At 48.6% G+C, this 24,633-nt stretch carries 29 protein-coding genes; 13 read left to right on the forward strand and 16 right to left on the reverse strand.

Annotation, left to right across the window (positions count from 1 at the left end; all coding sequences use genetic code 11):
• Positions 1-13: 13 nt before the first annotated feature.
• Positions 14-982 carry a hypothetical protein gene (locus Q0577_RS04970; RefSeq protein ID WP_298733379.1) on the reverse strand — a complete coding sequence of 323 codons (969 nt, stop codon included), beginning with the start codon at positions 980-982 and terminating at the stop codon, positions 14-16.
• Between the two features lie 15 nt (positions 983-997).
• Positions 998-1,912: a hypothetical protein gene (locus Q0577_RS04975; RefSeq protein WP_298733381.1), complete on the reverse strand. Its 915-nt coding sequence runs from the start codon at positions 1,910-1,912 to the stop codon at positions 998-1,000.
• A 204-nt stretch (positions 1,913-2,116) separates the two neighbouring features.
• Here Q0577_RS04975 and Q0577_RS04980 point away from each other — a divergent pair, with 204 nt between their 5' ends.
• The 6 genes from Q0577_RS04980 to Q0577_RS05005 all read left to right on the forward strand — a co-directional run bounded on the left by Q0577_RS04980 (position 2,117) and on the right by Q0577_RS05005 (position 6,320).
• The gene (locus Q0577_RS04980) at positions 2,117-2,629 is read left to right on the forward strand and encodes a hypothetical protein (RefSeq protein WP_298733382.1); all 513 of its coding nucleotides are present in this window, start codon (positions 2,117-2,119) and stop codon (positions 2,627-2,629) included.
• Positions 2,630-2,647: 18 nt separating this feature from the next.
• A complete protein-coding gene (locus Q0577_RS04985; protein ID WP_298733383.1) occupies positions 2,648-3,313 on the forward strand; it encodes a hypothetical protein in 666 nt (221 codons plus the stop codon).
• The gene (locus Q0577_RS04990) at positions 3,297-4,091 is read left to right on the forward strand and encodes an ATP-binding protein (RefSeq protein ID WP_298733384.1); all 795 of its coding nucleotides are present in this window, start codon (positions 3,297-3,299) and stop codon (positions 4,089-4,091) included. Before Q0577_RS04985 ends, Q0577_RS04990 begins: the two co-directional genes overlap by 17 nt.
• A 6-nt stretch (positions 4,092-4,097) precedes the next feature.
• Positions 4,098-4,745: a response regulator transcription factor gene (locus Q0577_RS04995; protein WP_298733385.1), complete on the forward strand. Its 648-nt coding sequence runs from the start codon at positions 4,098-4,100 to the stop codon at positions 4,743-4,745.
• Positions 4,746-4,807: 62 nt separating this feature from the next.
• The gene (locus Q0577_RS05000) at positions 4,808-5,872 is read left to right on the forward strand and encodes an alcohol dehydrogenase catalytic domain-containing protein (protein ID WP_298733386.1); all 1,065 of its coding nucleotides are present in this window, start codon (positions 4,808-4,810) and stop codon (positions 5,870-5,872) included.
• Positions 5,873-5,942: 70 nt separating this feature from the next.
• Entirely contained in the window at positions 5,943-6,320 is a 378-nt protein-coding gene (locus Q0577_RS05005) for a response regulator (protein WP_298733387.1), read from the forward strand.
• Positions 6,321-6,451: 131 nt separating this feature from the next.
• Here the strand turns inward: Q0577_RS05005 and Q0577_RS05010 are convergent, their stop codons facing one another.
• The 12 genes from Q0577_RS05010 to Q0577_RS05065 all read right to left on the reverse strand — a co-directional run bounded on the left by Q0577_RS05010 (position 6,452) and on the right by Q0577_RS05065 (position 18,392).
• Positions 6,452-6,775: a metalloregulator ArsR/SmtB family transcription factor gene (locus tag Q0577_RS05010; RefSeq protein ID WP_298733389.1), complete on the reverse strand. Its 324-nt coding sequence runs from the start codon at positions 6,773-6,775 to the stop codon at positions 6,452-6,454.
• 21 nt (positions 6,776-6,796) lie between these two features.
• Complete coding sequence (locus Q0577_RS05015; protein WP_298733390.1) at positions 6,797-7,375, reverse strand: YdeI family protein; 579 nt, start codon at positions 7,373-7,375, stop codon at positions 6,797-6,799.
• A gap of 10 nt (positions 7,376-7,385) precedes the next feature.
• Entirely contained in the window at positions 7,386-7,781 is a 396-nt protein-coding gene (locus tag Q0577_RS05020) for a DoxX family protein (RefSeq protein WP_298733391.1), read from the reverse strand.
• A 6-nt stretch (positions 7,782-7,787) separates the two neighbouring features.
• Positions 7,788-8,252: an SRPBCC domain-containing protein gene (locus Q0577_RS05025; RefSeq protein WP_298733392.1), complete on the reverse strand. Its 465-nt coding sequence runs from the start codon at positions 8,250-8,252 to the stop codon at positions 7,788-7,790.
• Positions 8,253-8,408: 156 nt separating this feature from the next.
• Entirely contained in the window at positions 8,409-10,145 is a 1,737-nt protein-coding gene (locus Q0577_RS05030) for a SusD/RagB family nutrient-binding outer membrane lipoprotein (protein WP_298733393.1), read from the reverse strand.
• Between the two features lie 18 nt (positions 10,146-10,163).
• Positions 10,164-13,721, reverse strand: coding sequence for a SusC/RagA family TonB-linked outer membrane protein (locus Q0577_RS05035; RefSeq protein ID WP_298733394.1), 3,558 nt, complete (start codon positions 13,719-13,721; stop codon positions 10,164-10,166).
• A 155-nt stretch (positions 13,722-13,876) separates the two neighbouring features.
• Entirely contained in the window at positions 13,877-15,052 is a 1,176-nt protein-coding gene (locus Q0577_RS05040; RefSeq protein WP_298733396.1) for a FecR domain-containing protein, read from the reverse strand.
• Between the two features lie 70 nt (positions 15,053-15,122).
• Positions 15,123-15,731, reverse strand: coding sequence for an RNA polymerase sigma factor (locus Q0577_RS05045; RefSeq protein ID WP_298733397.1), 609 nt, complete (start codon positions 15,729-15,731; stop codon positions 15,123-15,125).
• A 415-nt stretch (positions 15,732-16,146) separates the two neighbouring features.
• Positions 16,147-16,761, reverse strand: coding sequence for a hypothetical protein (locus Q0577_RS05050; protein ID WP_298733398.1), 615 nt, complete (start codon positions 16,759-16,761; stop codon positions 16,147-16,149).
• The gene (locus Q0577_RS05055; protein ID WP_298733399.1) at positions 16,745-17,263 is read right to left on the reverse strand and encodes a sigma-70 family RNA polymerase sigma factor; all 519 of its coding nucleotides are present in this window, start codon (positions 17,261-17,263) and stop codon (positions 16,745-16,747) included. The genes Q0577_RS05050 and Q0577_RS05055 overlap by 17 nt, the downstream gene beginning before the upstream one ends.
• An 85-nt stretch (positions 17,264-17,348) precedes the next feature.
• Positions 17,349-17,801, reverse strand: coding sequence for a cupin domain-containing protein (locus tag Q0577_RS05060; protein ID WP_298733400.1), 453 nt, complete (start codon positions 17,799-17,801; stop codon positions 17,349-17,351).
• Between the two features lie 54 nt (positions 17,802-17,855).
• On the reverse strand, positions 17,856-18,392 hold the full coding sequence (locus tag Q0577_RS05065; RefSeq protein WP_298733401.1) for a pyridoxamine 5'-phosphate oxidase family protein: 537 nt from the start codon (positions 18,390-18,392) through the stop codon (positions 17,856-17,858).
• A 112-nt stretch (positions 18,393-18,504) separates the two neighbouring features.
• Between Q0577_RS05065 and Q0577_RS05070 the strand changes: the two genes are divergently transcribed.
• The 7 genes from Q0577_RS05070 (at position 18,505) to Q0577_RS05100 (ending at position 23,828) form a co-directional block, all read left to right on the forward strand.
• Positions 18,505-18,948: a response regulator gene (locus tag Q0577_RS05070; RefSeq protein WP_298733402.1), complete on the forward strand. Its 444-nt coding sequence runs from the start codon at positions 18,505-18,507 to the stop codon at positions 18,946-18,948.
• 133 nt (positions 18,949-19,081) lie between these two features.
• A complete protein-coding gene (locus Q0577_RS05075) occupies positions 19,082-19,957 on the forward strand; it encodes an STAS domain-containing protein (RefSeq protein ID WP_298733403.1) in 876 nt (291 codons plus the stop codon).
• Positions 19,950-20,345: an STAS domain-containing protein gene (locus Q0577_RS05080; protein ID WP_298733404.1), complete on the forward strand. Its 396-nt coding sequence runs from the start codon at positions 19,950-19,952 to the stop codon at positions 20,343-20,345. The genes Q0577_RS05075 and Q0577_RS05080 overlap by 8 nt, the downstream gene beginning before the upstream one ends.
• A 7-nt stretch (positions 20,346-20,352) precedes the next feature.
• Complete coding sequence (locus Q0577_RS05085) at positions 20,353-20,739, forward strand: anti-sigma regulatory factor (RefSeq protein ID WP_298733405.1); 387 nt, start codon at positions 20,353-20,355, stop codon at positions 20,737-20,739.
• On the forward strand, positions 20,732-21,748 hold the full coding sequence (locus Q0577_RS05090) for an ATP-binding SpoIIE family protein phosphatase (protein WP_298733406.1): 1,017 nt from the start codon (positions 20,732-20,734) through the stop codon (positions 21,746-21,748). The genes Q0577_RS05085 and Q0577_RS05090 overlap by 8 nt, the downstream gene beginning before the upstream one ends.
• Before the next feature lie 4 nt (positions 21,749-21,752).
• The gene (locus tag Q0577_RS05095; RefSeq protein WP_298733407.1) at positions 21,753-23,393 is read left to right on the forward strand and encodes an ATP-binding protein; all 1,641 of its coding nucleotides are present in this window, start codon (positions 21,753-21,755) and stop codon (positions 23,391-23,393) included.
• 3 nt (positions 23,394-23,396) lie between these two features.
• Positions 23,397-23,828, forward strand: coding sequence for a response regulator (locus Q0577_RS05100; protein ID WP_298733408.1), 432 nt, complete (start codon positions 23,397-23,399; stop codon positions 23,826-23,828).
• 72 nt (positions 23,829-23,900) lie between these two features.
• Here Q0577_RS05100 and Q0577_RS05105 read toward each other — a convergent pair whose 3' ends face one another.
• Positions 23,901-24,053, reverse strand: a complete 153-nt coding sequence (locus Q0577_RS05105) for a hypothetical protein (protein ID WP_298733409.1) — start codon at positions 24,051-24,053, stop codon at positions 23,901-23,903.
• A gap of 132 nt (positions 24,054-24,185) precedes the next feature.
• Positions 24,186-24,581 carry a BON domain-containing protein gene (locus Q0577_RS05110; protein WP_298733410.1) on the reverse strand — a complete coding sequence of 132 codons (396 nt, stop codon included), beginning with the start codon at positions 24,579-24,581 and terminating at the stop codon, positions 24,186-24,188.
• Positions 24,582-24,633: the final 52 nt, after the last annotated feature.

Genomic DNA, 24,633 nt, shown 5'->3' on the forward strand with positions numbered 1-24,633 from the left:
TGAAAGGGTATTCCTAATAACAATAGTACAGGTAAGCTTTTCCCGTCACCTGGCCCTTATCCAGTAAGAACTTGAAATGATTGATCCTTTTATGTACATAACAGATCTCACGTTCATGTAGTTCAGATAAAGCGGTGGAAATATCCGGGTCCAGCGTCACTTTTCCCTGCCATTGTTTCAGCAGCTGGTACTGGTCTTTATTGAAGGCATCTTTCCGGTAAAACATTTCTACGGCAGCATCGGTATCCCCGGTATAGGCCTCTACACCAAGCCGGCTGCTCAGCTGACCGTTATGATCCAATGCAAGGGATACCTTGTCAAAAGACAGCAGGTACTGTGCTTCCAGTGCCTCCACCAGGCTGTAATCACCGTCCCAGTTCAGCTGCTGCAATACGGTGGCCACCTGGCCGGGTGCAATATTGGGTATGGTAAAGCGCAGGCATTGTGGTTGCCTGGAGAACATCAAACCATAATAGAGCACCGGCAGCTCCTGCTCATCAAGCGCAGCCAGCTGTTTTTCCAGGCCCGCCGGCATCGGGTACCTGAAGAGGCTGCATACTTTTGCAAGATCTTTCATCCGGTTGCTGAATGCGGTGTTGCCACTGCGGTGCAGGTCAAAGAACAGGGAAGGGTCCGCATCTACGGGAAAGTCATACTCCAACCAGAGATTTTCGATCCCGTAGCGGAACCCGTTCCTGTTTTCATTGAGCAGCTGTTGGTAGCCGCCTTGCAGGGAGCCGGACAGTTGCTCCCGCAAGGGGCACCCGGGGATCAGCACCCGGTCATATTGGGTATTTATTCTGAGGGAAAAGTCAAACCAGTGCTTCCGGTCAAAATGAAGTTCTATCATATTTCCGGAGAAAGCGGGTACACGCTGCGCAAACCTGATCAGCGGGTCAAAATACCAGGGCGATGCGCCGGTGATATCTTTACGGATGCATCCCAGCACGGAGCTGGCAATGCTACTGATACTGCTATACATAATCCGGGTATTATTTTACCAATGTGAGGGATTTAATTTATCCCACACTCTTTTTGCAAAATTCGCGTAATCGCCACCCAGGGATTTAAAAGCGCCTTCTATTGTGTTGGCAGGATAACCTGCCTTTTGCAGGATATCGTTGATGCGCTGCATATTGAAGCCATATACATCCTTTAGTACGGATGCAATTTCCTGCAGGCTGAAAATGATCTTCAATGCGCTCACTACTTCGTTCGGCGGATAGCCCGCCTGGTTCATCACCAGGGCTGTCTGTCCGGCGTTTTGCTCAAAACTGCTTTTAAGGATGGCAGCGATCTCCCTGGCGGAAAATCCTGCATTTCTAAGGATCAAGGCCGTTTCTGAAGCGTTCTTTCCAAACGCAAACCGTAGTATGTCCCCCATCGGGTTTACGATGTCAGTTATTCCGCGTTTAACACTGCGGGCCCATGCTTCGGTCGCGCTGATGGCCATCATGTAGGTTTCAAAACTGCAGGCGGTATACTCCGGCTGCTGTGAAAAGAAATAATTCACCGTTTCCATCAGGATACTGTTGGGCGTGCCCGTCCGGATGGCTTTGAATGCGGCGGATAGCTGACCGTCGGTGTTATGCGTAATGTCGTCAATGAACTGAAAAGTGGCCCTCATGGCCGCTTCATTGGCTGTTGTGATATTAAAGCTGTCGGCATTGTCTTCAGCGGTTTTCACATACCTCGCCAGCGGGCTTCCGGTGGCGGCGTTGCATACCACAAATACGCTGGTGGTTTGAAGTGGCTGCACATAGCCGGTGGCATTGGCTGCAACCGTACCAAGCAGCGTTAGTTTTCCAAAGTAGTTATCCGGGTCTTTCCATCCGCCCGAATCGTATATATGTAACGCGTAGGGCAGCTGGTTGATGAATGAAATGCCGGGTATGTTGCTTCGATTGTCCATAGAGGTACCCGTCCCCTTTTCTTGAATAATCACGGTACAAAGTAAGAGCATAACCGCCGCCGGGGCCAGAGTGAAATTACTCTCCCTTCAAAATAGAGTAGAATTACTCTATTATTAAAAATGCTACTGATAATAGTAAAATTGTCTATATATTTATCCGCTGATATACTCACCTTAACGTATAATTGTTAAATCAACGATCCTATGCATTCACATCGCCCTAAATCATTTAGGTTTTATTGGCTGCAATATGAAGTGGCCGATATCAGGACCATGATGTCTAAGTATGCTGACCTGGACTATTTTGTATTTCCTTTCTATGTTGCCGGAGACGAGGAAGGCGGCGGAGAGGGTTTCCAGCTGATGGCATATGGCTATAACCACGATCCGGCTGGTGACACCTATTCAACACAAAGGGACATCCTGCCGGTGTACAAGAACAACGCACTGGAGTTGACCGGCCCGCTGATCATGTCTAACAACATTGTATCAAAGTTGGAGATGGAACAGGCCATCGCGCCTTCTCCGGATGGTGTGGAGCCTGATTACCTGGTGCTGATACCCGACGTAACCGAATCTGATTTTGTATATTACAGGTTCAGAAGGCATCTGAGGGTACCAAATGCCACTGATCCACAGGTAGATGTACCAACCGGAACCGTTCCTGTGACGTCAAACCCTTCACCCCCGGCTACAATGGCACCCCCGGCGCCCTGATGGCACCCAAGTAATTAAATGGATACACTTGTAAGGAGCATATTAGACTGGTCAGAAGTCTGGTCTTTGGGGATACCTCTTGCCGTACTGGCATGGAAGGGGAAACAACCCGGCGTTAATAAGCCGGTAGTATACTATTTATATTTTGCACTGTTCATTAACCTGTGCATAGATTTGATCTGGAAGCTCCGTACCTGGATTCCCGAACCGTACAATGGAAACAACTATCTCTATAACCTGCATTCCATTGTGCGGTTCCTGCTCTTCAGCTTTTACTTTATACGTTTGCAGCAACCCTTCCTGGTCAGGGTCAAAAAGCTGCTGGTACCCGCTTTCCTGCTCTTTGTTATTATTAACTTCGTCTTCTTTGAACACTTTTTCAACTATCGCCTGCTGAGCAGCCGCCTGCTGTCTGTAGAGGCTATCTTCCTTCTGTTCTATACCCTGCAGTATTATCTTTTTATGCTGCAGGTAGATGAAGGCATCAGTACCAACCGGTCCGACTTCTGGATAGTGACCGGTTTAGGCATTTATTTCGCAGTAAATTTTTTTATATTCCTGTTGTATAACAAGCTTACGACAGATTTACTGAACTTTGCGGTCATCATCTGGAATGTACATAACATCTCATACATTATTTTAAACCTCTTCCTGGCAAAAGCATTCTATGAAGCCAAACGATGATATTGCTTTTTTAACGATGATGGGCATTGCAGCCATGCTGCTGCTCTTTGTGGGATTTCTCCTGGTATTCATCTTCATGCAGCGAAAAAAAATGGGATACCAGAAAAGTATCCAGGCCCTGCGCGAAACCCAGCAGAACCAGCTGATAGAAGCGGCCGTACGCAGCGAGGAAGAAGAACGTCACCGTATTGCGGAAGCCCTGCACGATGAAGTAGGCGCTATCCTCTCTTCTGCCAAGCTCCACTTCCAGGATATCCGCGAAGATAACCTGGATGCACAAACGAGGATGCGATATAAGAAAGGAGAGGAGCTGCTCGGAGAGGCGGTCATCAAGATACGCGACATCTCTCATAACCTCCATTCCAGTATCCTGAAAGAATTTGGTCTCAATGAGGCCATCAGCCATTTCATGACCAGGCTCACAAAAGATGGTATGATCCGCTCTACCGTTTCTTTCGATGATCATGCGCCCATCCGTATTACGGCGAACGACATGAGTATTTACCGCCTGGTGCAGGAACTGATCAACAACATCATTAAACACGCGCGGGCAAGTAATATCAACATCCGTACTTTCTCTGCAGGAGGTAGCTTTCACCTTACCATCTTTCACGATGGTAAAGGCCTTACCCAGCAGCAATATGAGGAGCTGCGTTTCAGGAAGGAAGGGCTGGGCCTCAAAACCATCCAGAACAGGATCATTTCCCTGAAAGGGGAGGTCTCCTTTTCAAAGGAACCCAACGGCTATTATATTCGTTTACATATTCCCTCCGTATAACTTGTTATGAAGAAGATCAGCATTGCCATAGTGGATGACTATGTTATTTTCAGGGACGGCCTGAAGGTAGGCGTTACTGCCGACGAAAATTTTGAGGTGGTACTGGAAGCCGGCGACGGTGAAGAGCTGTTGCAGAAACTGGAAACCATTACGCCGGATGTGATCCTGATGGACCTCAAACTGCCCGTTATGGATGGCATTGAAGCCACCCGCATTGTTAAAAGCAGGTTCAGCGGTATCAAGATCCTCGTTGTCACCATGTACGATGATGAGAAATTTGTGATCCATATGATGGAGAACGGCGCCAACGGCTACCTGCTCAAGGATACCGACTCTGCAGAGATCCGCAAGGCCATCTATGCCGTACACGAAACCGGCTATTATTTTAATGATGTGGTAAGCAAGGCCCTTCTCAAAAAACTGGTGCTGAAAGGCAATGTGAAACCTTCCTTTAACCATGGTATCGAATTCTCCGAACGCGAGCTGCAGGTGCTGAAGCTGATCTGTGAAGAAAAAACAGCGCCGGAGATCGGGAAGGAACTGTTCCTCAGCCATCGTTCTGTAGAAAATATTCGCCAGCGTCTGATAGAAAAAGTAGGGGTGCGCAATACCGCCGGACTGGTGATGTTTGCTGCCCGTAACGGGTTGATATAAGCCGCTGCACATGACTCCCTGGCACGGTTTGGGCTATACTTACCTTAAAACGGAGGCATAGCATGGAGCACAAAATGGAAGCGGCGCTCAAAACCGCTGACGGAGCGTTTGAAACAGTACAGGTAGATATGCCAACTCCCCTTCGCCCCGACTGGGTACTGGTCAGGATCAGGGTAGCAGGCATCTGTGGTACTGATCTGCGGCACTGGAAAAAAGAAAACCCTGACCTTGTCCATAAGATCATGGGCCACGAGCTGGCAGGTGAAGTCCAGGAAGCAGGCAGCGAAGTGAAGCATTTGAAGGTGGGCGACAGGGTAGTGGTGGAAACCTTGCTGGGCGATGAAACCTGCGACTGGTGCAGGATAGAGCAGTATAACCTTTGTCCGCACCTGTATGAAGTCCGTATGAAAACCGTTTCACAGGCCTTTGCTCAGTACCTGGCGGCCCCCGCAAAGAAATGTCATAAACTGCCCGCGCATGTGAGTTATGAGGAAGCAACGCTGCTGGACACCTTTTCTGTTGGCCTGCATGCCATACAGCTCAGCGGTATCAAGGCAAACGATAAGGTAGTGGTGATCGGCGCAGGGCCTATCGGTATGGGACAATTGCAACTGGCCCGTATCAGCGGAGCAGACGTACTGGTAACCGATGTTGTGGATTCTGCGCTGGAGCTGGCAAAGGAACTGGGCGCCGATGCGGTGGTGAACACCAGCAGGGAAGATGGTCTTAAAAAGGTGCTTGAATTTACCGATGGCCGTGGAGCCGATATTGTTTTTGAATGTGCCGGCGGCCCTTCCATGCCTGATACATTGCCACAGGCAACCACTTTTGCCCGCATCGGTGGAAAGGTGGTGATCGTGGGTGGCTTTGATCCCGGTGAGATAGCGATCCCGCTGAATTGGGAACGAATCCAGAAGCAGGAAATCAAGCTCATACCCAGCGCCAGCTACTCGTTCTGGGGCCTTTACCCGGAAATGCAGATATGCCTGGAGCTGCTGGCAAAAGGAAAGCTGAACGCCAGGAAGCTGATCACACATAGCTTTCCCCTGGCAGAGATCAACCAGGCCTTTGAAACGGCGCAGGATAAGGAGCATACAAAAGCAGTATTTGTGGCCCTTACCATGTAGTGAAATGCATTCCCGGCATGAGTATTGAGAGATTTTTGTTCAGTATGGTATATCCGTCTAAAGATCCCGTATGAAAAAGTTAATTATCATCGACGATGACCCCGGTATCCTGGATGTATTGAAGCTAGTTTTGGGAGAAAACTACCACGTTGTCACCTACCCGGACGGTACAGCTATACAGAACGGCACCTTCGATCCTCCTGATCTTTTCGTATTCGATAAGCAGCTTGCCGGTGCGGATGGGCTGGATCTGTGCCGCCTGTTAAAGCAGAATAATGATACCCGGCATATTCCCGTTATTATTATTTCGGCAGTGCCGGGCATCAAAGACATGGCAGCTGCCGCCGGTGCAGATGATGTGCTGGAAAAGCCCTTCCGGGTAAAAACATTGCGGGAACGCATTGCGGGCTTACTGGGTGTACAGCAGCAGGTAAGCGGTGAAGCCTGAGGCTTTAGTGCAGCCCCGCCTGTTATGCCCGGTTGTGAAATATTCTCCACAGGGTGGGGAAGGATTAAATGAAAGCCCGGAGCAGCCGTAGCCTTGCGGAAATGATCAGGAACAGATAAGCCTGCAGCAGATTATTTTTTAGTCTTGTGCTTCTTCATGATCTCTTCCAGTTTATTGAACCGGTCGTCCCACATTTTGCGGAAGGGTTCTATAAAATCAGCCACTTCTTTCATCTTTTTTGCATTGATGTAGTAGTAGATCTCCCTGCCGTTCTGCTCCTGCTTCAGCAGCTCGCATTCCATAAGGATCTGCAGGTGTTTTGAAACGGTGGGTCTGGCGGTATCAAAGTTGGCGGCAATGGCTCCGGCAGTCATGGCCTGTGATGCAACCAGCAGCAGGATAGCCCTCCTGGTGGGATCGGCAATGGCCTGGAATACATCTCTTCTTAAATTCATTGTCTGGCAATTGAACAGCAACTAATCATCTAATCCCTTTCCTTCAAGTATCTGCGGTATGTATTTCTCCACCCGTGACGCCCTGGTTTTGGACTGTTTGGCGGATGAAAAATAAAAGAGATACCCCCTTTGCCGTCCGGGTGTCAGGGCTTCAAAAGCTTTTTTCAATGCAGGCATTTTGTCCAGCTTTTCCTGGAACTCCTCCGGAACGGGATAGTCGCTTGTCTTTTTCATTTCCACTTTCAAACCCGCTTTCTCCACTTCGATGGCTTCGTAGATATAACTTTTCAGCACACGCGCCATGCTGGTGATCTGCTGCAGGCTGGTGAAGCGGATCTGGCGTGCAGACTGCACGTTCTCTGTCTGCTGGATCAATATTCCTTCAGGATCACCCAGCAGTGCCCCTTTAAAGAGCAGCAGGGCACAATAGTCTTTAAACCCGTGGATCAGCACCACATTGCCGCCCTGGTAACTGTAACAGGGACAGCCCCATTTCAGGTCTTCTTCCAGCGGGCAGTCCAGGATGATCTCCCTGAGCTTTTCAAACTCCTTCTGCCATTTTTGTTCTTTGTCTATAATCGAATCTACTTTGGGATGCATACTGTTGACTTTATTGGTGAACGGAAACGCTTAGTGCAGTTACCTTTCTGTCTGCAGGCCTGAAGTACCACGATATAACCGTCAGCGCCAGTAATAAAACAGATGGGAATGTTTTGCTGAAGGGATCACCGGATGCGATATGTGAAATGACTGCACCGCTCATTGTGAAGAAAAAGCCTGCATACGCCCATTCCTTCAGTAAGGGGCGTTTGGGGATCAGCACCGCGATCACGCCCAGGAGCTTCCAGGTGCCGATGATCGTCATGAAATAAACAGGATAACCCAGTTGTGTAATGGTATCCACTTCATCTTTCACTTGCAGGAGCTGTACAATAGCACTGGATACCATGCCTAAGCACATCCAGATGGTGAAGATCCAGTAAATGATTTTGTTTCTCTTTGTCATGGTATGTTATTTAAATTTATTGGCTGCTTTTTGTAAACGGTTATGCGCCAGCTCAACGCCTCTTACCATGCCTATCTGTACATATTTGTCGCGCTCTTCCACTGATCTGTATATCACATGCATATTGAGTTTGCTGCTGTCTTCACCCAGCGGCCGGAACTCCAGGAATTCCAGCTGCACCCCCAGGCCTGTATTTTCCATTTCAAAGGTACGGGTGATCTGCCGTTCGGGTATAAACTCATGGAACACACCGCTGAGCCGGAGGGTATTTCCGGTAGGATCAGTAGTGGCAAACTGCCAGCGGCCATATTTTTCGGTTTCCAGTTTCAGCACTTTGGTGCCCATCCATTCTTCCAGGATAGCGGGATCTGTGTAGGCCCTGAAAAGCAGATCCACAGGCAGTTCAAATTCCCTGGTGATCAGCAGTTCCTGTTTATTGTTCTCAGCGTGGACTTTGGTCTTGGGTTCCATATGTGTAGTTATATGACTACAAATATATGCGTAGCTATTTAACTACGCAAATTTATTTTTGGTACAGCATGTAAGATGCATGAGCATAAGATGCCGATCCTGCAGAACGCCCCGCACCATTTACCGGTGCGGGGCGTTATTATTATGCTCATGTCCTTACTCGTAATTATAATCGTTCCAATAAGGCACCACCGTGCGTAAGGCAGCGGGCACCCAGAAGATGTGGGAGGTCAGGTTGTTCTGATCTGCTACCGCCCGGAAATTATCGGGGTTGGCGCTTTGTTCTGAAGTAGGATAGCGTACACGCTCTGGCATGGGTTTCCAGACATTGCCCCGCCAGGTAAAAGGCTCCAGTTTAGGATGCCGTGTTCTTCTCAGTTCTGCCCACAGTTCATAGGGATGCAGCAGGTTCAGGTGAATGTACTTCTGCTGCATCAGTATTTCCATCTTGCCGTCTGCCCCCGCAGCTGCATCAAAGCGGGCGCCTACCTTGTCTGCCCAGCCGGATATAACGCCCGCTGAGGGTTTGGCGGGATACAATACGGCATCTGCGGTGCCCCGTTCATATACGCTTAACTGGTTGAGCCAGTACCAGAAGTCAACGGAATGGCTGACGGCATCCCGGATGTGCTCACCCGCTGTTTTTCCCGTAGCGCCCAGGCCTTTTAATGCGATCTCCGCTTTCAGCAGGTCCAGCTCTGCGAGGGAGAACATATAGATGGGCATCTGCGCATTCTGCTGAAAAGTGGCATGATTGTACATGGATTTGGCATTCTGCTCCAGTGAAGACCTGATATCATCTGCATAGGGATAATACCTGTCGCCGCCATCGTATATGGGCGTTTGTTCGTCAATGTTATAAGATATCGCCCTGTAGTCATTGTATTTGGTAGGCAGCGCCAATACAGGCAGCCTGGGATCATCTTCTCCTTCATCATAAGTGCTGGCCCCGTAATTCATCCGCTTCATGATAATACCGGGAACGAAAGCGGCATACGTGGTTTCATACAATCCGCGCAGCCAGAAGCCGCCGCCGGTGGGATCGATGGTATACCACAGCTGCCAGGTAAGGTCTGTGGTGGGCAATGGTTTGCCCAACGCTTCGGTGATCAGCGGTTTGGCATAGGCTTCCTCTACGCCGGAAATCCTTACCAGCAGCTTGAGCCGGGTAGCATTGGCAAAGGCCACCCATTTTATGATATCGCCTTTGAAGGCTACATCCTGTGCGCGGAAAGTGGATTTGCCCACTTCAGAAAGCTGGTTATAGCTGGCTTCCAGCGTGTTCACCAGCTCACCCAGGTCTGCTATAACAGACTGGTAGATGGCCTTCGGATCATCGTAAGCGGGAAAATAATGTTCGGTACCACCGCTGCTGCCCTGGAAGGCGTCTGAATAGGGAATGGAATTGAAGAGGTCTACCAGTTTGGCCGCCTGGTATACTTTTATCAGGGTAGCCAGTTTGAAATACAGTTCTGCATCGGTCTTATCCTGGCCGCTGCGTTTATCCATCTCTTCTTTGATGGTCTCCCAGTTTTTGAGCCGTGTATAGCTGCTTTCAAAATAAGACTGGCCGGTAATGGGATAATCGTCGAAGCCATTACCGGTGGTAAGATCGTTATAAGTAGAAAACCAGTCGTAACGGTAAGAGATGTAGCGGTTGCATACCTGCTCATAGCCGGTGATGCTGGTGCCGCCTGACAAGAGGTAAAACCATTCGCCATAGTCCTGCACAAAGATCTTATTGGTGGTGAGCAGCTGGGTAAACAGTCCGGGCACAATATCCGATGTGCCGCCCCGCAGCTGATCGGGGTTGTAATATCTGTCCTCCAGGTCCTTTTTACAGGAACTGACAGTTGTTACCGCTATGATGATCAATAAAAGAACCTTTTTCATTTTACTCCATTTAATGCGTTAAAAAGCTACTGTCACGCCCAGGGAATAGGTGCGCTGTCCGGGATACACGGTATTTTCCACATAAACGTCTGCTCCAAGCGCTGATTCTGAGTCAATGTTGGGTATGGATTTATAGATGTAGAAGAGGTTGCGGCCTGCAAGGCTGATGGTCGCTTTCTGCAGCCGTAGCCGCTCCGTCAATGCCCTGGGCAGCGTATAGGCCAGGGCTACTTCGCGCACCTTCACGTAATTGTTCTTGTGCAGACCATCGGGCGGAAAGGAACTGGCGAGGTCATTTACATAAGAAAGATAATAGTCGGAAGCAGATGCGATGATGTCATTCTGCACATACTTATCATTCGCATCTTTTTTTACGCCGGGCAGGATCACCCCGTCATGATACACTCTTCCGCCTACCGCATCTGCAGGGGCGGGCTGATTATGCTGCCAGGGTATCTTCCTGTTATTGGCGTCAATATAATAGGCCAGTCCGCCGTGTTCTTCATCCCTGTATTGCAGCGTGTTTTCCAGCTGTCCCAGGCCAAACATACGGTTGTTGGTATACGAAAATACCGTGCCGCCTGATTTAAAGTCCAGTCCTATACGAAAGTCAAATGACCTGTAATGCAGGTCAGACAGGATGCCGCCATAGAACCTGGGCATGATGTTGGCTACATCAATATAGCTCTGTGAGTTCAGTATGTAAATACCGTTCTCATTTACCACCCGGTTGCCCGCATCATCCCGCTGATAATCGTTCATAACGATCTGTCCATAAGGCTTTCCCTGGTCTGCCCGTACAGCGGCAGCAGAGCCGTTGATCAGGTTGTACAGGAAGTTCTGCGTAATGCCGGGATACAGTTTGATCACTTTGGATCCCTGGCGTGCGCTGTTCACGGTAATGTCCCAACGCAGATCTTTGGTTACAACAGGAGTACCGGTGATAGCTACTTCAAGTCCCCAGTTCCGTACATTCCCTGCGTTGATCTTAAGTGCGTTGGAGCCGGAGGTAGGAGAGATGGCCAGGTTCATGATCTGGTCATAGATGTTATTGCGGTAGTACGAAACATCCAGCACGATCCTGTTGTTGCGGAAGAAAGTATTATTGATACCTATTTCAAATTCCCTTTTGCGTTCCGGTTTCAGGGCGCCGGGCAGTATGTTGCCGGGAGGCTGTACGGAAACAGCGTCTGTGCCTGGCAGGCGGTTAAAGCTGTACAGGTTATTGGCAAAATAACGCGTAGTACCATTACCCACATCCGCCCACGCAAATCTAACCTGCCCGCGGTTCATTTTAGGGATGGAGAAGCGCTCTGTATAGTTCCAGGTAATAGAAGCGCCCGGGTAAAAATAGCTGTTGTTCTCCGGCGGCAGGGTAGAGTTCCAGTCCTGCCTCCCCTGCAGCTCCAGGTACAGTTCATTTCTCCAGGATAAGGTAGCAGAAGCCACAGCGCTATATAGCACATCGCTGCCCCTGTTGTAGTTCCTCACCTGTGAGAGGTTATCAGCACTGAGCGTGCCTGCCTCGTTGGCGAAGGAGTACCAGTCCGGGTAGGTGAGCCCGCCCACCGTAGAACTGCCAAGGTATTCTGAGCTGCGCAGGCGGTAAATGCCCCCTGCAAATGCGTAGAGGTGCAGATCTTCACCAGCCAGGTTTTTGTCAAAGTTCAGCAAAGCCTGGTAGGTTTGTACAGTGGTGTTTTCTTTTGCTGCACTGAAGCTTCCCCCTGCAATAGCAGGCAGTATCCTGTCTACGCTTTTTTCGCTTTTGTATGTGGTGTTATCATAATCCAGACCTGCCTGTCCTACCAGGAAGAGGTACTTCGTAAAGTTAAGGGTCACCTTTGCGGAGGTAATGAAATGCACCTTTTCGTCGCGGTAGCGATTCTTTTCCAGCTCCCAGAGGTAGGTGCCCAGTTCGTTCACGGCCTGTGGTACGCCCATATTGCTCAGATCCCGTTTATAACCCAGTTCATCGGTATACAGTGTCCACACCTTATCAAAAGAATAATCTCTCGGAAAGCCCCAGGCAATAGACTGAGAGTTCATCCCCCTGCGGTTCTGCGAGCTTACGTTGTAGATATTGGATACTACTTCAAAGGTGGCCAGCTCAGAGGCTTTGATGCTTCCGTTGAAGCTGAACGTATTTCTTTTCTGCCAGGAGTTGTCGCTGATAATGTCCTTGTAGTAGTAATTGGTATAGGAGGCTCTCAGGGCGCCCTTTTCGTTACTTCCTGCAATAGCTACGTTGGCGGTAGAAGAAAAGCCTGTCTGGAACAGGTCCCGGTAGTTGTCCGGATGTGCCATGTTCTTTACAAAACTGCTGTCGTACATCATCACATCGGCGCCATCGAATTCAGGTCCGAAGTTATAGCGGTAATTGGGCACTACCCGGGTACGCTGGCCATTTATCGTAGCATAGGCAGTATCGTAAATATTAGCGCCCAGTCCATAGGTGTTCTGGAGTTTCAGGTAATTGGCAGGTTGTTCCACGGTATACTGATAGGAGCCTGTCATGCCAAAACCCCTGGTATTGCGGCCGCTTTTGGTAGTGATCAGCACTACGCCGTTGGCGGCATCACTGCCGTACAGCACGGTGGCTTTGGCGCCCTTCAGTATTTCGATGGATTCAATATCGGCCGCGTTGATATCATTGATACCTGCACCGTAGTCAAAGCCTGCGCCTACATTACCACCGATAGAGGTTCGCCTGTCGGCCAGTATCACGCCATCCACCACAAACAGCGGGCGGGTGTTCTGATCGGGGTTCATACTGGCCGCACCGCGGATGTTGATCCGGATGCCGCCCTGTGGACCAGCCGCGCCAACGTTCACGCCTACACCGGAAGCCTTGCCATAAAGCGCCAGGAAGGGATTCATGGTAGCGCCGGCTTTAGTCAGCTCTTCTCCCCTGATAGTGCTGATGGCATAGCCCAGCGAAGCCCTGTTACGTTTAATGCCCAGCGCCGTTACCACCACATCGCTTAAACCGGTGGCTGAAGCGGTGAGAATAACATCCAGCACGGTACCGCTGCCAGCGCTTATTTCCCGGCTCTGGAAACCAACGGAACTAAAAACAAGGATGGCATTGTTATCCGGCACTGTGATGCTGAAACGGCCGTTGGCATCTGTTGCGCCGCCCATTCGTGTGCCTTTGATGGAATAGGATACGCCGGGGATGGGGTTGCCCAGCGTATCCTTTACAACGCCGGTGATGCGCTTATCCTGCTCGGGCGCCGGCGGTGCATTGATGCTTTCAGCGCGTTCCGTTTTTTCTTTCAGGGCGATCACCTTACCGATGATCTCATATGTGAAGGGCTGGTTCCTGAATACCAGCTCTAATACCTGTTCCAGTGAGGCGTTCTCTACCGATATGTCTACCGGTTTGCTTCTGGCGATCAGTTTATCCTCATACCAGAAGCGGTAGCCTGTCTGCTTCTTGATCTCGTCAAATACTTTTATGATCGGGGAGCGTTTCTGGGATAAGGTGATCTGCTGTGACAGGCTCTTTGCGCTGACTTGTAAACATGTTATTGTGAGCAGAACAATAGTGATCTTGTAGAATTTCAATTGCATAACATGCACTGTTTTGGGTGTAATAGATCAATATTTCTAATGGTAATCTGATGGCATAGGTGCCCCTTATAGTCGATGCGGGTCATAGCGCCAGTTCCTATGGACCTTTAATCATAGCGGGAAGATTTTGGTTTACAATAAGTAATGGACAAGCGTTATGGCATTACAACAAGTCTGTCATTGTTCATCTGGAAATGTATCTTACTAACTTCAAGCAACTGCAATAATTCAGAGAGCCGGGCATCGCGTGGAATATCGCCCGTAAAAACACGTTCCGGTATTTCGCCTTCATATACAACCTCGATATTGTACCAGCGCATTACCTGTCTCATGATCGTGCGGATGTCTGCACTCCTGAAAGAGGTAAAGCCGTTTTTCCAGGCTATGGCCAGTTCAATGTCTGCATCGTTGATCACTTGAATGCTGTTCCCCGCTTCCAGCTGGGATTGTTGCCCCGGTTTCAGCAGCCGTTCTTCTTTTCCTGCGGTTACTTTCACGGCGCCTTCCAGCAAAGTGGTCCTGATCGCCTGCTCGTCTGTATAAGCCATGATATTAAAGCGGGTACCCAGCACGGTGAGGTCCATCCCTGCTACCTTCACATGAAAGGGCTGGGCCGCATTGCCGGCTACTTCAAAATAAGCTTCGCCGGTGAGCTCCACGCTGCGTGTCGCCTCCGTGAACTGCGTAGGAAAGCGCAGGGAGGAAGCGGCATTCAGCCATACTTTGGTGCCATCCGGCAATACCAGCTGGTATTGCCCGCCTTTGGGCGTGCGCAGGAGGTTATAGGAAATGGAAGCCGGCGCCGCAGATGCGGTCTGATGATATACCAGCTGACCCGGGCGTGACTGCACGCTGGCATTACCCTGGGTGGGTATAGGTCCCGTGCGGCTGCTATCCAGCTCCACTACGGCGCCATTGGCCAGTGTAAGCAAAGCTTTGTTGGTGCCCGGTTCAGCATCCGGGCTACCGGCAGCAGCAGCTGCGCGGGGCGCTGCCGTTTTTAATGGCGACTGCCAGAAGTAAAAGGCTGCAGCTGTCAGTATCAGCAATACCAGGGCTGCGGCAGCAGGCCAGCGGTAGCGCAGCAGTAAAGGTCCTGGCCGTGACGGACGGATGTTCCCCAACAGGACGGACAGGATCTGCTCCTGGTCTTCCGTTGTCAGTGTGCTATCGCTGACCTCCATCGTCTCTATTGTGCGGAGGATATCGTCCTGTATCAAAGCATGGCGTCTGCCTGCTGCAATTTCCTGCATCAGGTACTGTACGCCTTCCTGGTCCAGCTGGTTTTGCCTGTACTTTTCAAGTAAGATGAGAAACTCCTGGTCGGTCATGGTATAGCTTTCATGATAAAGACGTAGGAGAAAAGAGGGAGGACTATCCGGTAAGAAAAAAAAGTTACGGTCACTGAGCAGGCATGTTGAACACCCATTCCATCACCGCCAGTGGCAGCACCACGGCATAATGCTGGTCCATATAAACACGGATGAACTGTAAGGCCTGCGCCACCTGGTTCTTTACGGTAAAGCGGGAAAGATGCATCATGGAGGCAATCTCCGCATAGCTGAGGCCTTCTTCCTTGGCCAGGATAAAAATGCGGCGGCGCTGGGGTGGCAGGGCGGCAACGGCTTCATGCAGCAGTTGGCTGTATTGCTGTTCCTGTACACGGTGGTCTGTATCGTTCACCATCTGGGGTTGCTGCTGTAATAGCTGCTCCTGCGTGGCATTGGTGATTGCCTTCCTGCGGAAATGGTCAAATATGCAATTACGGGCTAATATGAAAAGGTAGTTTTGCAGGCGTTCCACTTTACTGAATTGGGCCCTTTTGATCCAGACCTTCAGAAATACCTCCTGTACCACTTCCCGGGCCAGGGAGGGTTCCTTCACATATACTAATGCGGCCTCATATACAGGCCCGCTGTAATGCCTGTAAACAGTGGTATAGGCTTGTTCATCGCCATTGGCGAGTAGCGCTAGTAATGTCCCCTCATTATGTAAGGCATAAGTGTGCAAGTAACGCTGTGGTATTTGATATAAATGTAATTAAAAAGAAGCTAATCTGATTACCGCGGCGGAATACCGGCGGGCTTCAGGATAAGTTGTCTGCTTTTTTTCTGGAAGGCGTACAGCGCCTTGGCAATGGTCAAAGAACGTATTCGTATTTATGCATATCCCAGTCAAAACCCGTGGTTTTCAGCTGGTTTTTTTAAGGATATAGGCAGGATAACTACCGGCTATATAGATAGCTTACAACCTGGTTACAACCTGGTTACAACCAGCTTACATATAGCTTACATCCTCGGGAAAACCTTACTACCAGCGGCTTTCCGGGGTAAAGCTGTAACGGTAACGGAGCGTAGCCCGAGTCAGAATTGTAAAAGATTGATAGTCAATGGAAAATGGAAAAGAGGGGGCTGAAGAGCGATGATTACATCAACTCATCCAGCATCTGCTGAAAGCGGGCGATAGGCTGTTCAAAATTCCTTTCATTTTCCCGCCTGATTGCGTACAGGCAGGATAATACGGCTACTACAAAGGTGATCACTGCAACCGAAAGATGCGCGAATGCACCGCCGGGTACATAAAGCTCAAACGTAAGAAAAGTTCCGATGGCAGCGCTTAAAGGCACCAGGACCATTTCATAGTGTTTTTTAAACCGGTAGAAGCTTTGCAGTTCCCGGCGGCAGAAAGCAATATGACGGTACAAAGAGGCATCTACCTTATCCATTAACCGGGCGCTGGCTATTCGCTTGAATTTTTTCAGCAGCATCACGGTAAAGGGTATATACAAAGCAACACCTGTAAGACCGGTAATGGCGATAGCGGTTTGTGCCCAATATCTGATAACAACATGGAACAGTAAGGCGTATACTAACATTTGGAGGGCAAAAGCAGCCCAGAAGTATTGCATGGCAATGTTTTTGTTTTTCATGATCCTTGATTTAATGATGGTATTAAATTCCTGCTGGCTGTACACGGCAGGTGTTACTGGTTTGTTTTCGCGCTGGCCCCACTCTTCTTTTAGTTTATCTAAAGTCATCATAGTTCATTGATTTATATTTTTCAGATAATATTTCCTCCAGTTGTTGTTTGATCCTGACGATCCTGACGCTGACATTGGACCTGGTCAGCCCGGTGATGTCTGCTATCTCCTGGTAGGAGAGGTCTTCCAGGTATAAGAGTATGATGGATTTGTTGACGGGAGATAAAGCCGCGATGGCTTCCATGAGCAATTCGGTTTCCTGCTTTTTTTTACTGTCTGGCGAACTGGGTATCTGCAGATGGTCTGGCGAAAAGGGTACCACAACCTTCTTTTTGCTGCGTAATTGGGCCAGTGCTGTATTCAGGCAGACACGGTACATCCAGGTGGAGAATTTTGCTGCTCCGTTGTAGCTGTTATAAGAGCGCCACAGCTGGAACATCATTTCCTGCAGCGCATCCTCCTGTTCTTCCGGCTGCTGAAAATGCATCCTGCATACTTTGTGTGCAATACCCAGGTGCTGGTTTACCTGGTCAATAAATTCCTTGTCAATAGATCTTGCCATTGGCTGTATTTTCCGGTGTTCTTATCTTATTAGTTGCACAAAATGCAGGATCACTACATGTAAACGGAAAATACCTGTTATACAGTTATTTATTGGGCCTTAGGGTTTTTTCTGTTTTCCATTTTATAACATGATACACTGCCTGGCCTGTTCCCACGTTCTTAAGTCCGTGTAACTGGTTGGATGCCTGTAAGATGACGGAGCCCGGGCCAACGCGTTTGGTGATACCATTAACGGTAGATTCTACAGTGCCTTCTTTAATGATGATGAGCTCTTCGTCGGGATGCCGGTGCGGCGGGTGTGGCGCCTCTCCCGGGTTCAGTGTGGTGACGTGTAGTTCCAGCTCGTCCAGTGTAGGGGTAGGGGCCTGGAGAAACTGGCGTCTTTCTCCGGTTTTGGTAGGCGTTGCTTTTATTTCATTCCAGTCGTATATAGCAGACGACAGTGGCGGCTCCGTGTGTCTGTGTGCAATAATAGCGATGGGGATGCACATCACAAGAACAGTGATGCAGACAAATGTGATTTCGCGTTTGGTCATATTATCCGGATTAAGTAAAATTAATTTACAAAAAATCCGGATACCCCGGGTGGCTTATGCTTTCAGTTTACCTTCCACGGAATCGTCCAGGGTTTTTCCCATTGCGGCGCCGATCATCTGTTTCACAAATGCAACAACTTGTCCATGTCTGGTGTCCCAGTAATAACCTTCCTGCGGTTCAAACCTGATCACGGAAATGCGCGGGTCGTCCACACCTTCGGTGAACCAGGTTTTGGCGATAGGCGTCCAGAGTTCCTTTATCTTTTCCTTGTCTGAATTGATGCTGGCCTTTCCGTAGAGCGACATGAAATCTGCATGGTCGCTTCCTTTAAACAGCAATTGTACGCTGGGGTCTGCTGCAATATCCTGGTTTTTCTGGCTATCTTTTTCACTTAAGAACCAGCAGGTACCGTCCTCATCCACTTGCAACACGGCCATGGGCCGGGTATTGAACTGTTCGCTGTTTCTGAGGCGTGTACAGAAAAAACAATTGCCAGCCTTCTCTGCCATTTGCTTTAATTTGAGATGCGCTTCATGACCTTGCAGGTCTTTACGATTCTGCTCAGGCTGCTGTTGATGGATGCTGTTCATAACTTGGTTTTTGAGAGAAAGGTGGGAAAAATCGTGCCACAGGGCATGTCGGCGAACGAAGCCCGGTACCGGAGCGGCATGTAATTTGATCCTGGAGGGGAAAAAACAAATTATGTTGAAGGGACCTATATGGATTGTAGATGATGACAAAGACGAACATGAGTTAATACAGCAGATTTTTAAAGATTTAGGCATTGAAAACGCATTGGAGCTTTTTACATACCCCGAAGACCTGATTGCCCACCTGGATATTGCAGACGAAGCTCCCTTTATTATTATTTCAGATGTAAACCTGCCGGGGATGGATGGTTTTGAATTGCGTGAAAGGCTACTGGCGGCGCCGAATGCAAAATTTCATTCAGTGCCCTTTATCTTCTGGTCACTGGCGCCATCAGAAGCACAGATAGCCCGGGCTTACCTGTTAAAGGTGCATGGCTTCTTTGTAAAGGAGGCGTCTTATGAGGAATGGCGGCAATCCCTGGCGCAGATCATCCAGTACTGGCAGAAAAGTAAAATGCCATCCAAAGAGGATCGTCCGGCTGCACCGCAGTTGTAATATTTAATATATTCATTTACGTAATGATGTTAGCGAGCTAAGCAGTAGTATTAAGTTTTTAATTAGGGATCACGTTAGTTATCTTGTTTTTAACAATTAAATACTACTATATTTAGGATCAAATTTTATAACAATGAAAGTAGACGTTTCCAAGCTGCTTAGAAAGAAGAAGAAAGAAATATTTGAATCATGGTTAAACAACCAGCTGGTTGATGAGACACTGCGGGAAGATTTAATCAGTAACGAAGAAATGAGAGAACAAAGTAATGCCTTGCTGGATACTTTGCTGAACTCTATTTCCAACACGAATATAGCAGAACCATCCTCACCTGAGTTTGAATCTGTTAATGAGATCCTGCAGGGATTGTCCATTTCCCGTGCAAGGCAGGGTTTCTCGCCGCGGGAAACAGGCGCTTTTATCTACAGCCTGAAAGATGCAATCATACATGTATTGCAGCTGGAAATTCCGAATGACCCTGTGCTGTTGTACGAATTAATGCTGAAAATAAGCAGGCTCTTCGATAGGTTTGGTGTGGTTACATTTGAAACATTTATCCAGGGGCGGGAAGAAGTGATCCTGCGGCAAACAAGCGAGATCACTGAAATATCGACACCGGTGATCCGTGTTTGGGACGGTATACTTGCTTTACCGATCATCGGCACACTGGATAGTTCCCGTACCCAGGTTGTAATGGAAGCCTTGCTGCAGGAAATTGTGGAAACAAGCAGCAGCATTGCCATACTGGATATATCAGGCGTGCCGGCTGTTGATTCGCTGGTGGCGCAGCATTTGATCAAAACGGTGGCCGCTACGCGTTTAATGGGAGCAGAATGTATTATCAGCGGCATTCGTCCGGAAATTGCACAGACCATTGTGCACCTTGGTATTGATCTGTCTAAGATAATGACAAAGTCTTCCCTGGCGTCTGCGCTGAAATATTCGTTCTCCCTGCTGCAACTGGAAGTAAGAAAAACCCAAAAAGAGAAAACTAATATAATACATGGATAGAATTCCTATTTTGAGAATGGGGCAATTCTTACTGGTAACCATCCAGATCGATCTCTATGACCGGCTTGCCGTGAACCTGGAATCGGACCTGGTACAAATGGTGAGTAAGACGGGAGCCAGGGGGGTACTGATTGACATATCTGCATTGACTATTGTTGACTCCTTTATGGGGCGGATTTTAGGTAATATCGGCAACATGTCCAAGATCATGGATGCAGAGACCGTAGTAGTGGGCATGCAGCCGGCTGTTGCGATCACATTAATCGAACTTGGCCTGGAACTGCAGGGAGTAAGTACCGCATTGAACGTTGAAAAAGGGATGCTGTACTTACAGGAGAAGATTGGAAATCAGATTGAAGCTGCCGATGATGAAGACGGTGTTGAGTAAAACAGTCATGAAAATTGAAAGGGAACAGGACGTAGTTCCGTTCCGAAACCGCGTCAAAGAGTTTGCAGTTAAGATCGGCATGAGCCTGGTGAACCAGACCAAACTGATCACTGCAGCCAGTGAGCTGGTACGTAACATGTTAAAATATGCCAACGGGGGCAGTGTTATCATAGAGATCATCAACCAGGGAAGGGACAATGGCATCCGGTTGATATTCGATGACAAAGGCCCCGGAATAAAAGATATACCCCTGGCGCTTAAAGACGGATTCTCCACTGGTAAAAGCCTTGGAATTGGCCTTCCGGGGGCCAGGAGACTGGTAAGCGAATTTGACATTAAAAGTGTAGAAGGAAAAGGTACTGTAGTGACTATAATTAAATGGAAAAATGGTTAGCCGCACGAGTATTAGCATTAAGGCGGCCGAAAGAAGTTATCTTGCATCCTTAAAAAGAGAGATCCATAGCCTGGCAAGCAGCGCAAGATTCGGAGACCGGAAGATTGGCGAGATTGACATTGTTGTGGCCGAAATAGGCACCAACCTGGTGAATCACGGAGGAGGAGGAGAAGTGCTGGTCAAACTCATTGAAGAGGACGGCCACCAGGGTATTGAGATACTTGCACTGGACAAGGGACCTGGCATGGCGGATGTCAGCCGGATGATGGTGGATGGCGTGTCTACCAAAAGTACGCTGGGACAAGGGCTCGGGGCCATAAAAAGGTTATCAGACTATTTTCAGGTATATTCACAGCCGGGTTGGGGCACCGTTGTTCTTTCACGGATCTTTAATGAACCTTTGCCAAGCTTTAGAAAAAAGCCTGCCTTTGAGATCAGCACACTGCTGGTTCCCAAACCGAATGAGCGGTATTGCGGAGATGGTTATTATGCATACTTTGACCAGGAAAGACTGATTGTTTTCCTGGGCGACGGGCTTGGTCATGGAGTGCATGCTGAAGCCGCGGTTACGGCGGCGATTGAATCATTGAAAGCATGCAATTCCAACGATTCGGTTACCATGCTCAGGCACATCCACGAAAGTGTCAGAAAGACACGCGGGTTGGTGGCGACAATCGCCATACTGGACATCAGGAGCAGGATGTGGAACTTCTGTGGCATTGGAAATATTCACAGCCGCCTGGTCAGTCATAGTAACCACTATGGCTACATGCCCTATAACGGCATCATCGGCATGAACATACCCAACAGCCTGAAGGAGCGCGAGTTTCCCTACGAACCTGGCCAATATTTGCTATTTTGCAGCGATGGTATTAAAAGCAGGATAGATCTGAACCGGCATACCTCCATTCAGCGATTTGATCCATCTATAATTGCTGCCGCTGTTTATAACGAATTTGCACGCCATACTGATGATACCGGTATTGTAGTCTGTAAAATAAACTTGTAGTCTCATGCACGAACTTCACAGGATTACGCTGGAAAATGAATTTGATCTTATCCTGGCCCACAAACGATCCATGAAGCTCGGCGAGCTGGCAGGTCTGACACTGTCTGCCCAGACAACTTTTGCTACTGCTGTATCGGAACTTGCACGGTGGGCACTGGAAAAAGGCAAGATCAGCTGCATGGTGCTGTTTGTTGACAATGCGCCGCCCAACACCTACCTGGGCGCCTCGGTGAACAATAGAGAACCGGCAGCGGAAGATAATTTTGCAGGACTGGAATATGCAAAAAAGCTGGTGAGTAAATACCAGTTATCCAATAGGGGAAAAGAAGCCACCATCGAATTATTCTATGCCATTCCCGGTGCGCCAAAGATAGATATTCAGAAAATCAATGACTGGCGGATGACGTTCCGGAACGAAAAGCCCATTTCTCCCTATGATGAACTCAAAAGGAAAAATGAGCAGTTACAGGAACTTTCTGAAAAGATAAGGAAGAGTGAGCAACAATACAGGATCTTAACCAATACCTTACCACAGCTGATCGTCACACTGGACAGTTCCGGTAATATTACTTATGCCAATGAATGGCTGGAAGCCTTCACCGGTAAAACAGTGGAGGAATTGAACAGGGACGCCTGGCGGGATGTGGTACACCCGGATGATTATCTTGTATTTTCCATCCTGCTCTCCAATAACCTGCCCTCAGCGGTTTTCCCCATTAAGATGCAGTGCCGCCTGCGGAACAGCATGGACGGGGAATACGTCTGGCACCTGGTATCCGTGATCCCGCTGAAAAATGAATCGCAGGAAATATCCTCATGGATCGGCTATATGGTGGATATCCATGCGCAGAAGATCATTGAGCAAACCCTTCAGGACAACAAGGCGCTGAAGGAAACGCAGCAATTACTGGTAGAGAAGCACCGCGAGCTGGAAACCACCATCCTGCAGCTTAACAGGAGCAATCACGAGTTGCAGCAGTTTGCCTATATCGCGTCGCACGATTTACAGGAGCCGGTGAGGAAAGTACTCTATTACGCTGACTATGTGCTAACCCAGTATAAAGACAACCTTGACGAGAAAGGAGCTATGTACCTGGCCAACATACATGCCGCTTCCGCCCGGATGCGCACGCTTATACAGGATCTTCTGCGGTTTTCACAGGTTAGCAGCGGAGAAATAAAGTTTGATGTTGTAAATTTGAACGCTATTGCAAAAGGCGCTGTTCAATCGCTTCAGATGAACCTGGAAGAGAAGAACGGGGTGGTGAATATCCGCAACCTGCCGGAAATAATGGGCGAAAAGAGTTTGCTGCAGCAGCTTTTCGAGAACATTATCGGCAACGCGATAAAATACAGCAGGGAAGATACGCCCCCGGTGATAGATGTGTACGCAAAAGAGGAAGACGGAACGGTAGAAATATACTTTGATGATAACGGAATTGGATTTGAGAACAAATATGTACCCAAGATGTTTGAGCTGTTTCAACGCCTGCATTCGAGGAAGGACTACCAGGGAAACGGTATAGGACTGGCCATTTGCAAGAAGATTACAGACTTACATCACGGGAGTATCACGGCGCAGCCTAATGAGCATCACGGCGCCAGGTTCATTGTTACCATCCCAAGCGGCTTGAATAATAAATAAATTATGAGCAACATCTATTTCCTGTTTGTTGATGACGATCCGGAAGAGCTATTTATTCTCAATGATGTCTTCAACGACATACAGGCAGATATCACCATCCGTTATGCTGCCAATGGTGAAGAAGCGCTTGCGCTGGCGGATAGCGATTACCAGCTGGGTATCATTCCCTCGTTAATTATACTGGACCTCAATATGCCGAGAATGAACGGTTCTCAAACCCTTGAATCATTAAAAGCCTCAGAACGATTTAAGCATATCCCGGTTATTATATACTCAACATCGCTGAATGCATTTGAAAAAGAGCAATGTATATCAAAGGGTGCGCACAGTTACCTCACCAAGCCAACATCCTACGCGGAAACACTGGAAACAATCAATTACTTTTTAATGGTGGCGGGCAGTCAGCACGTTCGTACAGACAGCCGTGCGGTGTAGGAATGGGGCCGGAAGCATTATGGCTCTTCTACATTCCTGTCAGTCCCGGCGGGTAAATCCGCTTCTTTTTTTTCAAGCCGGAATGACACTGCGCCAGTTGGCGTAATCCTCAATTTCATCTACCTGAAAGCATACCTGCGGATGTTTCCGCATCATGCTGATCTTCATGTCCTCTTTTGAATGTGCGATCACATATTTGCCGTTAAAGGCATAGCTGACAGGCACTACGTATACTTTTACCCCCGTCTGTACAGCCGATGCGGCCGGTTACATTAGCACTCAGTATTGCATCGATCTCGTCGATTCCCAGTTTGCCTAACATGCTGCTTGATTTTTAACGTAAAACATCTCAGGGATTTATGGTGCAATGACCAGTTCATCTTTTACATCTATTACTCCGAGAGTTGCCCAAACGGCCCTTTCTACCACCTTCTGCTCCGCCCAGGAACGTACCTTGCCTTTCAGCACGATCCTTCCGCCGTCTGTTGCAATGCTGATGTTGTCTGCTTCTATACCTGCACTGCGTTCCAGTGCTTTTTTGATCACATCTTTTACAATAACGGGCGTGATATTGGGGCGTACGCTGATACGATTTATGACGCCATGCACACCAATAAGATTGCACAGGGCACGATAAGCCGACTCCTTCTGGAACTGCCATTCCACTTCTCTTTCCAGGGTGATCCAGCCATCATCCACTTTCATCCTGATTTTGTCCTCCGGAACAAAACTGCTCCATTTCAGGGCGTTCAACGATATCTGTCATTTCGACGCCATGTACCGCCTGATATGATAACAGTCATCC

It is taken from the genome of uncultured Chitinophaga sp., from assembly GCF_937898475.1.
GTDB lineage: Bacteria > Bacteroidota > Bacteroidia > Chitinophagales > Chitinophagaceae > Chitinophaga.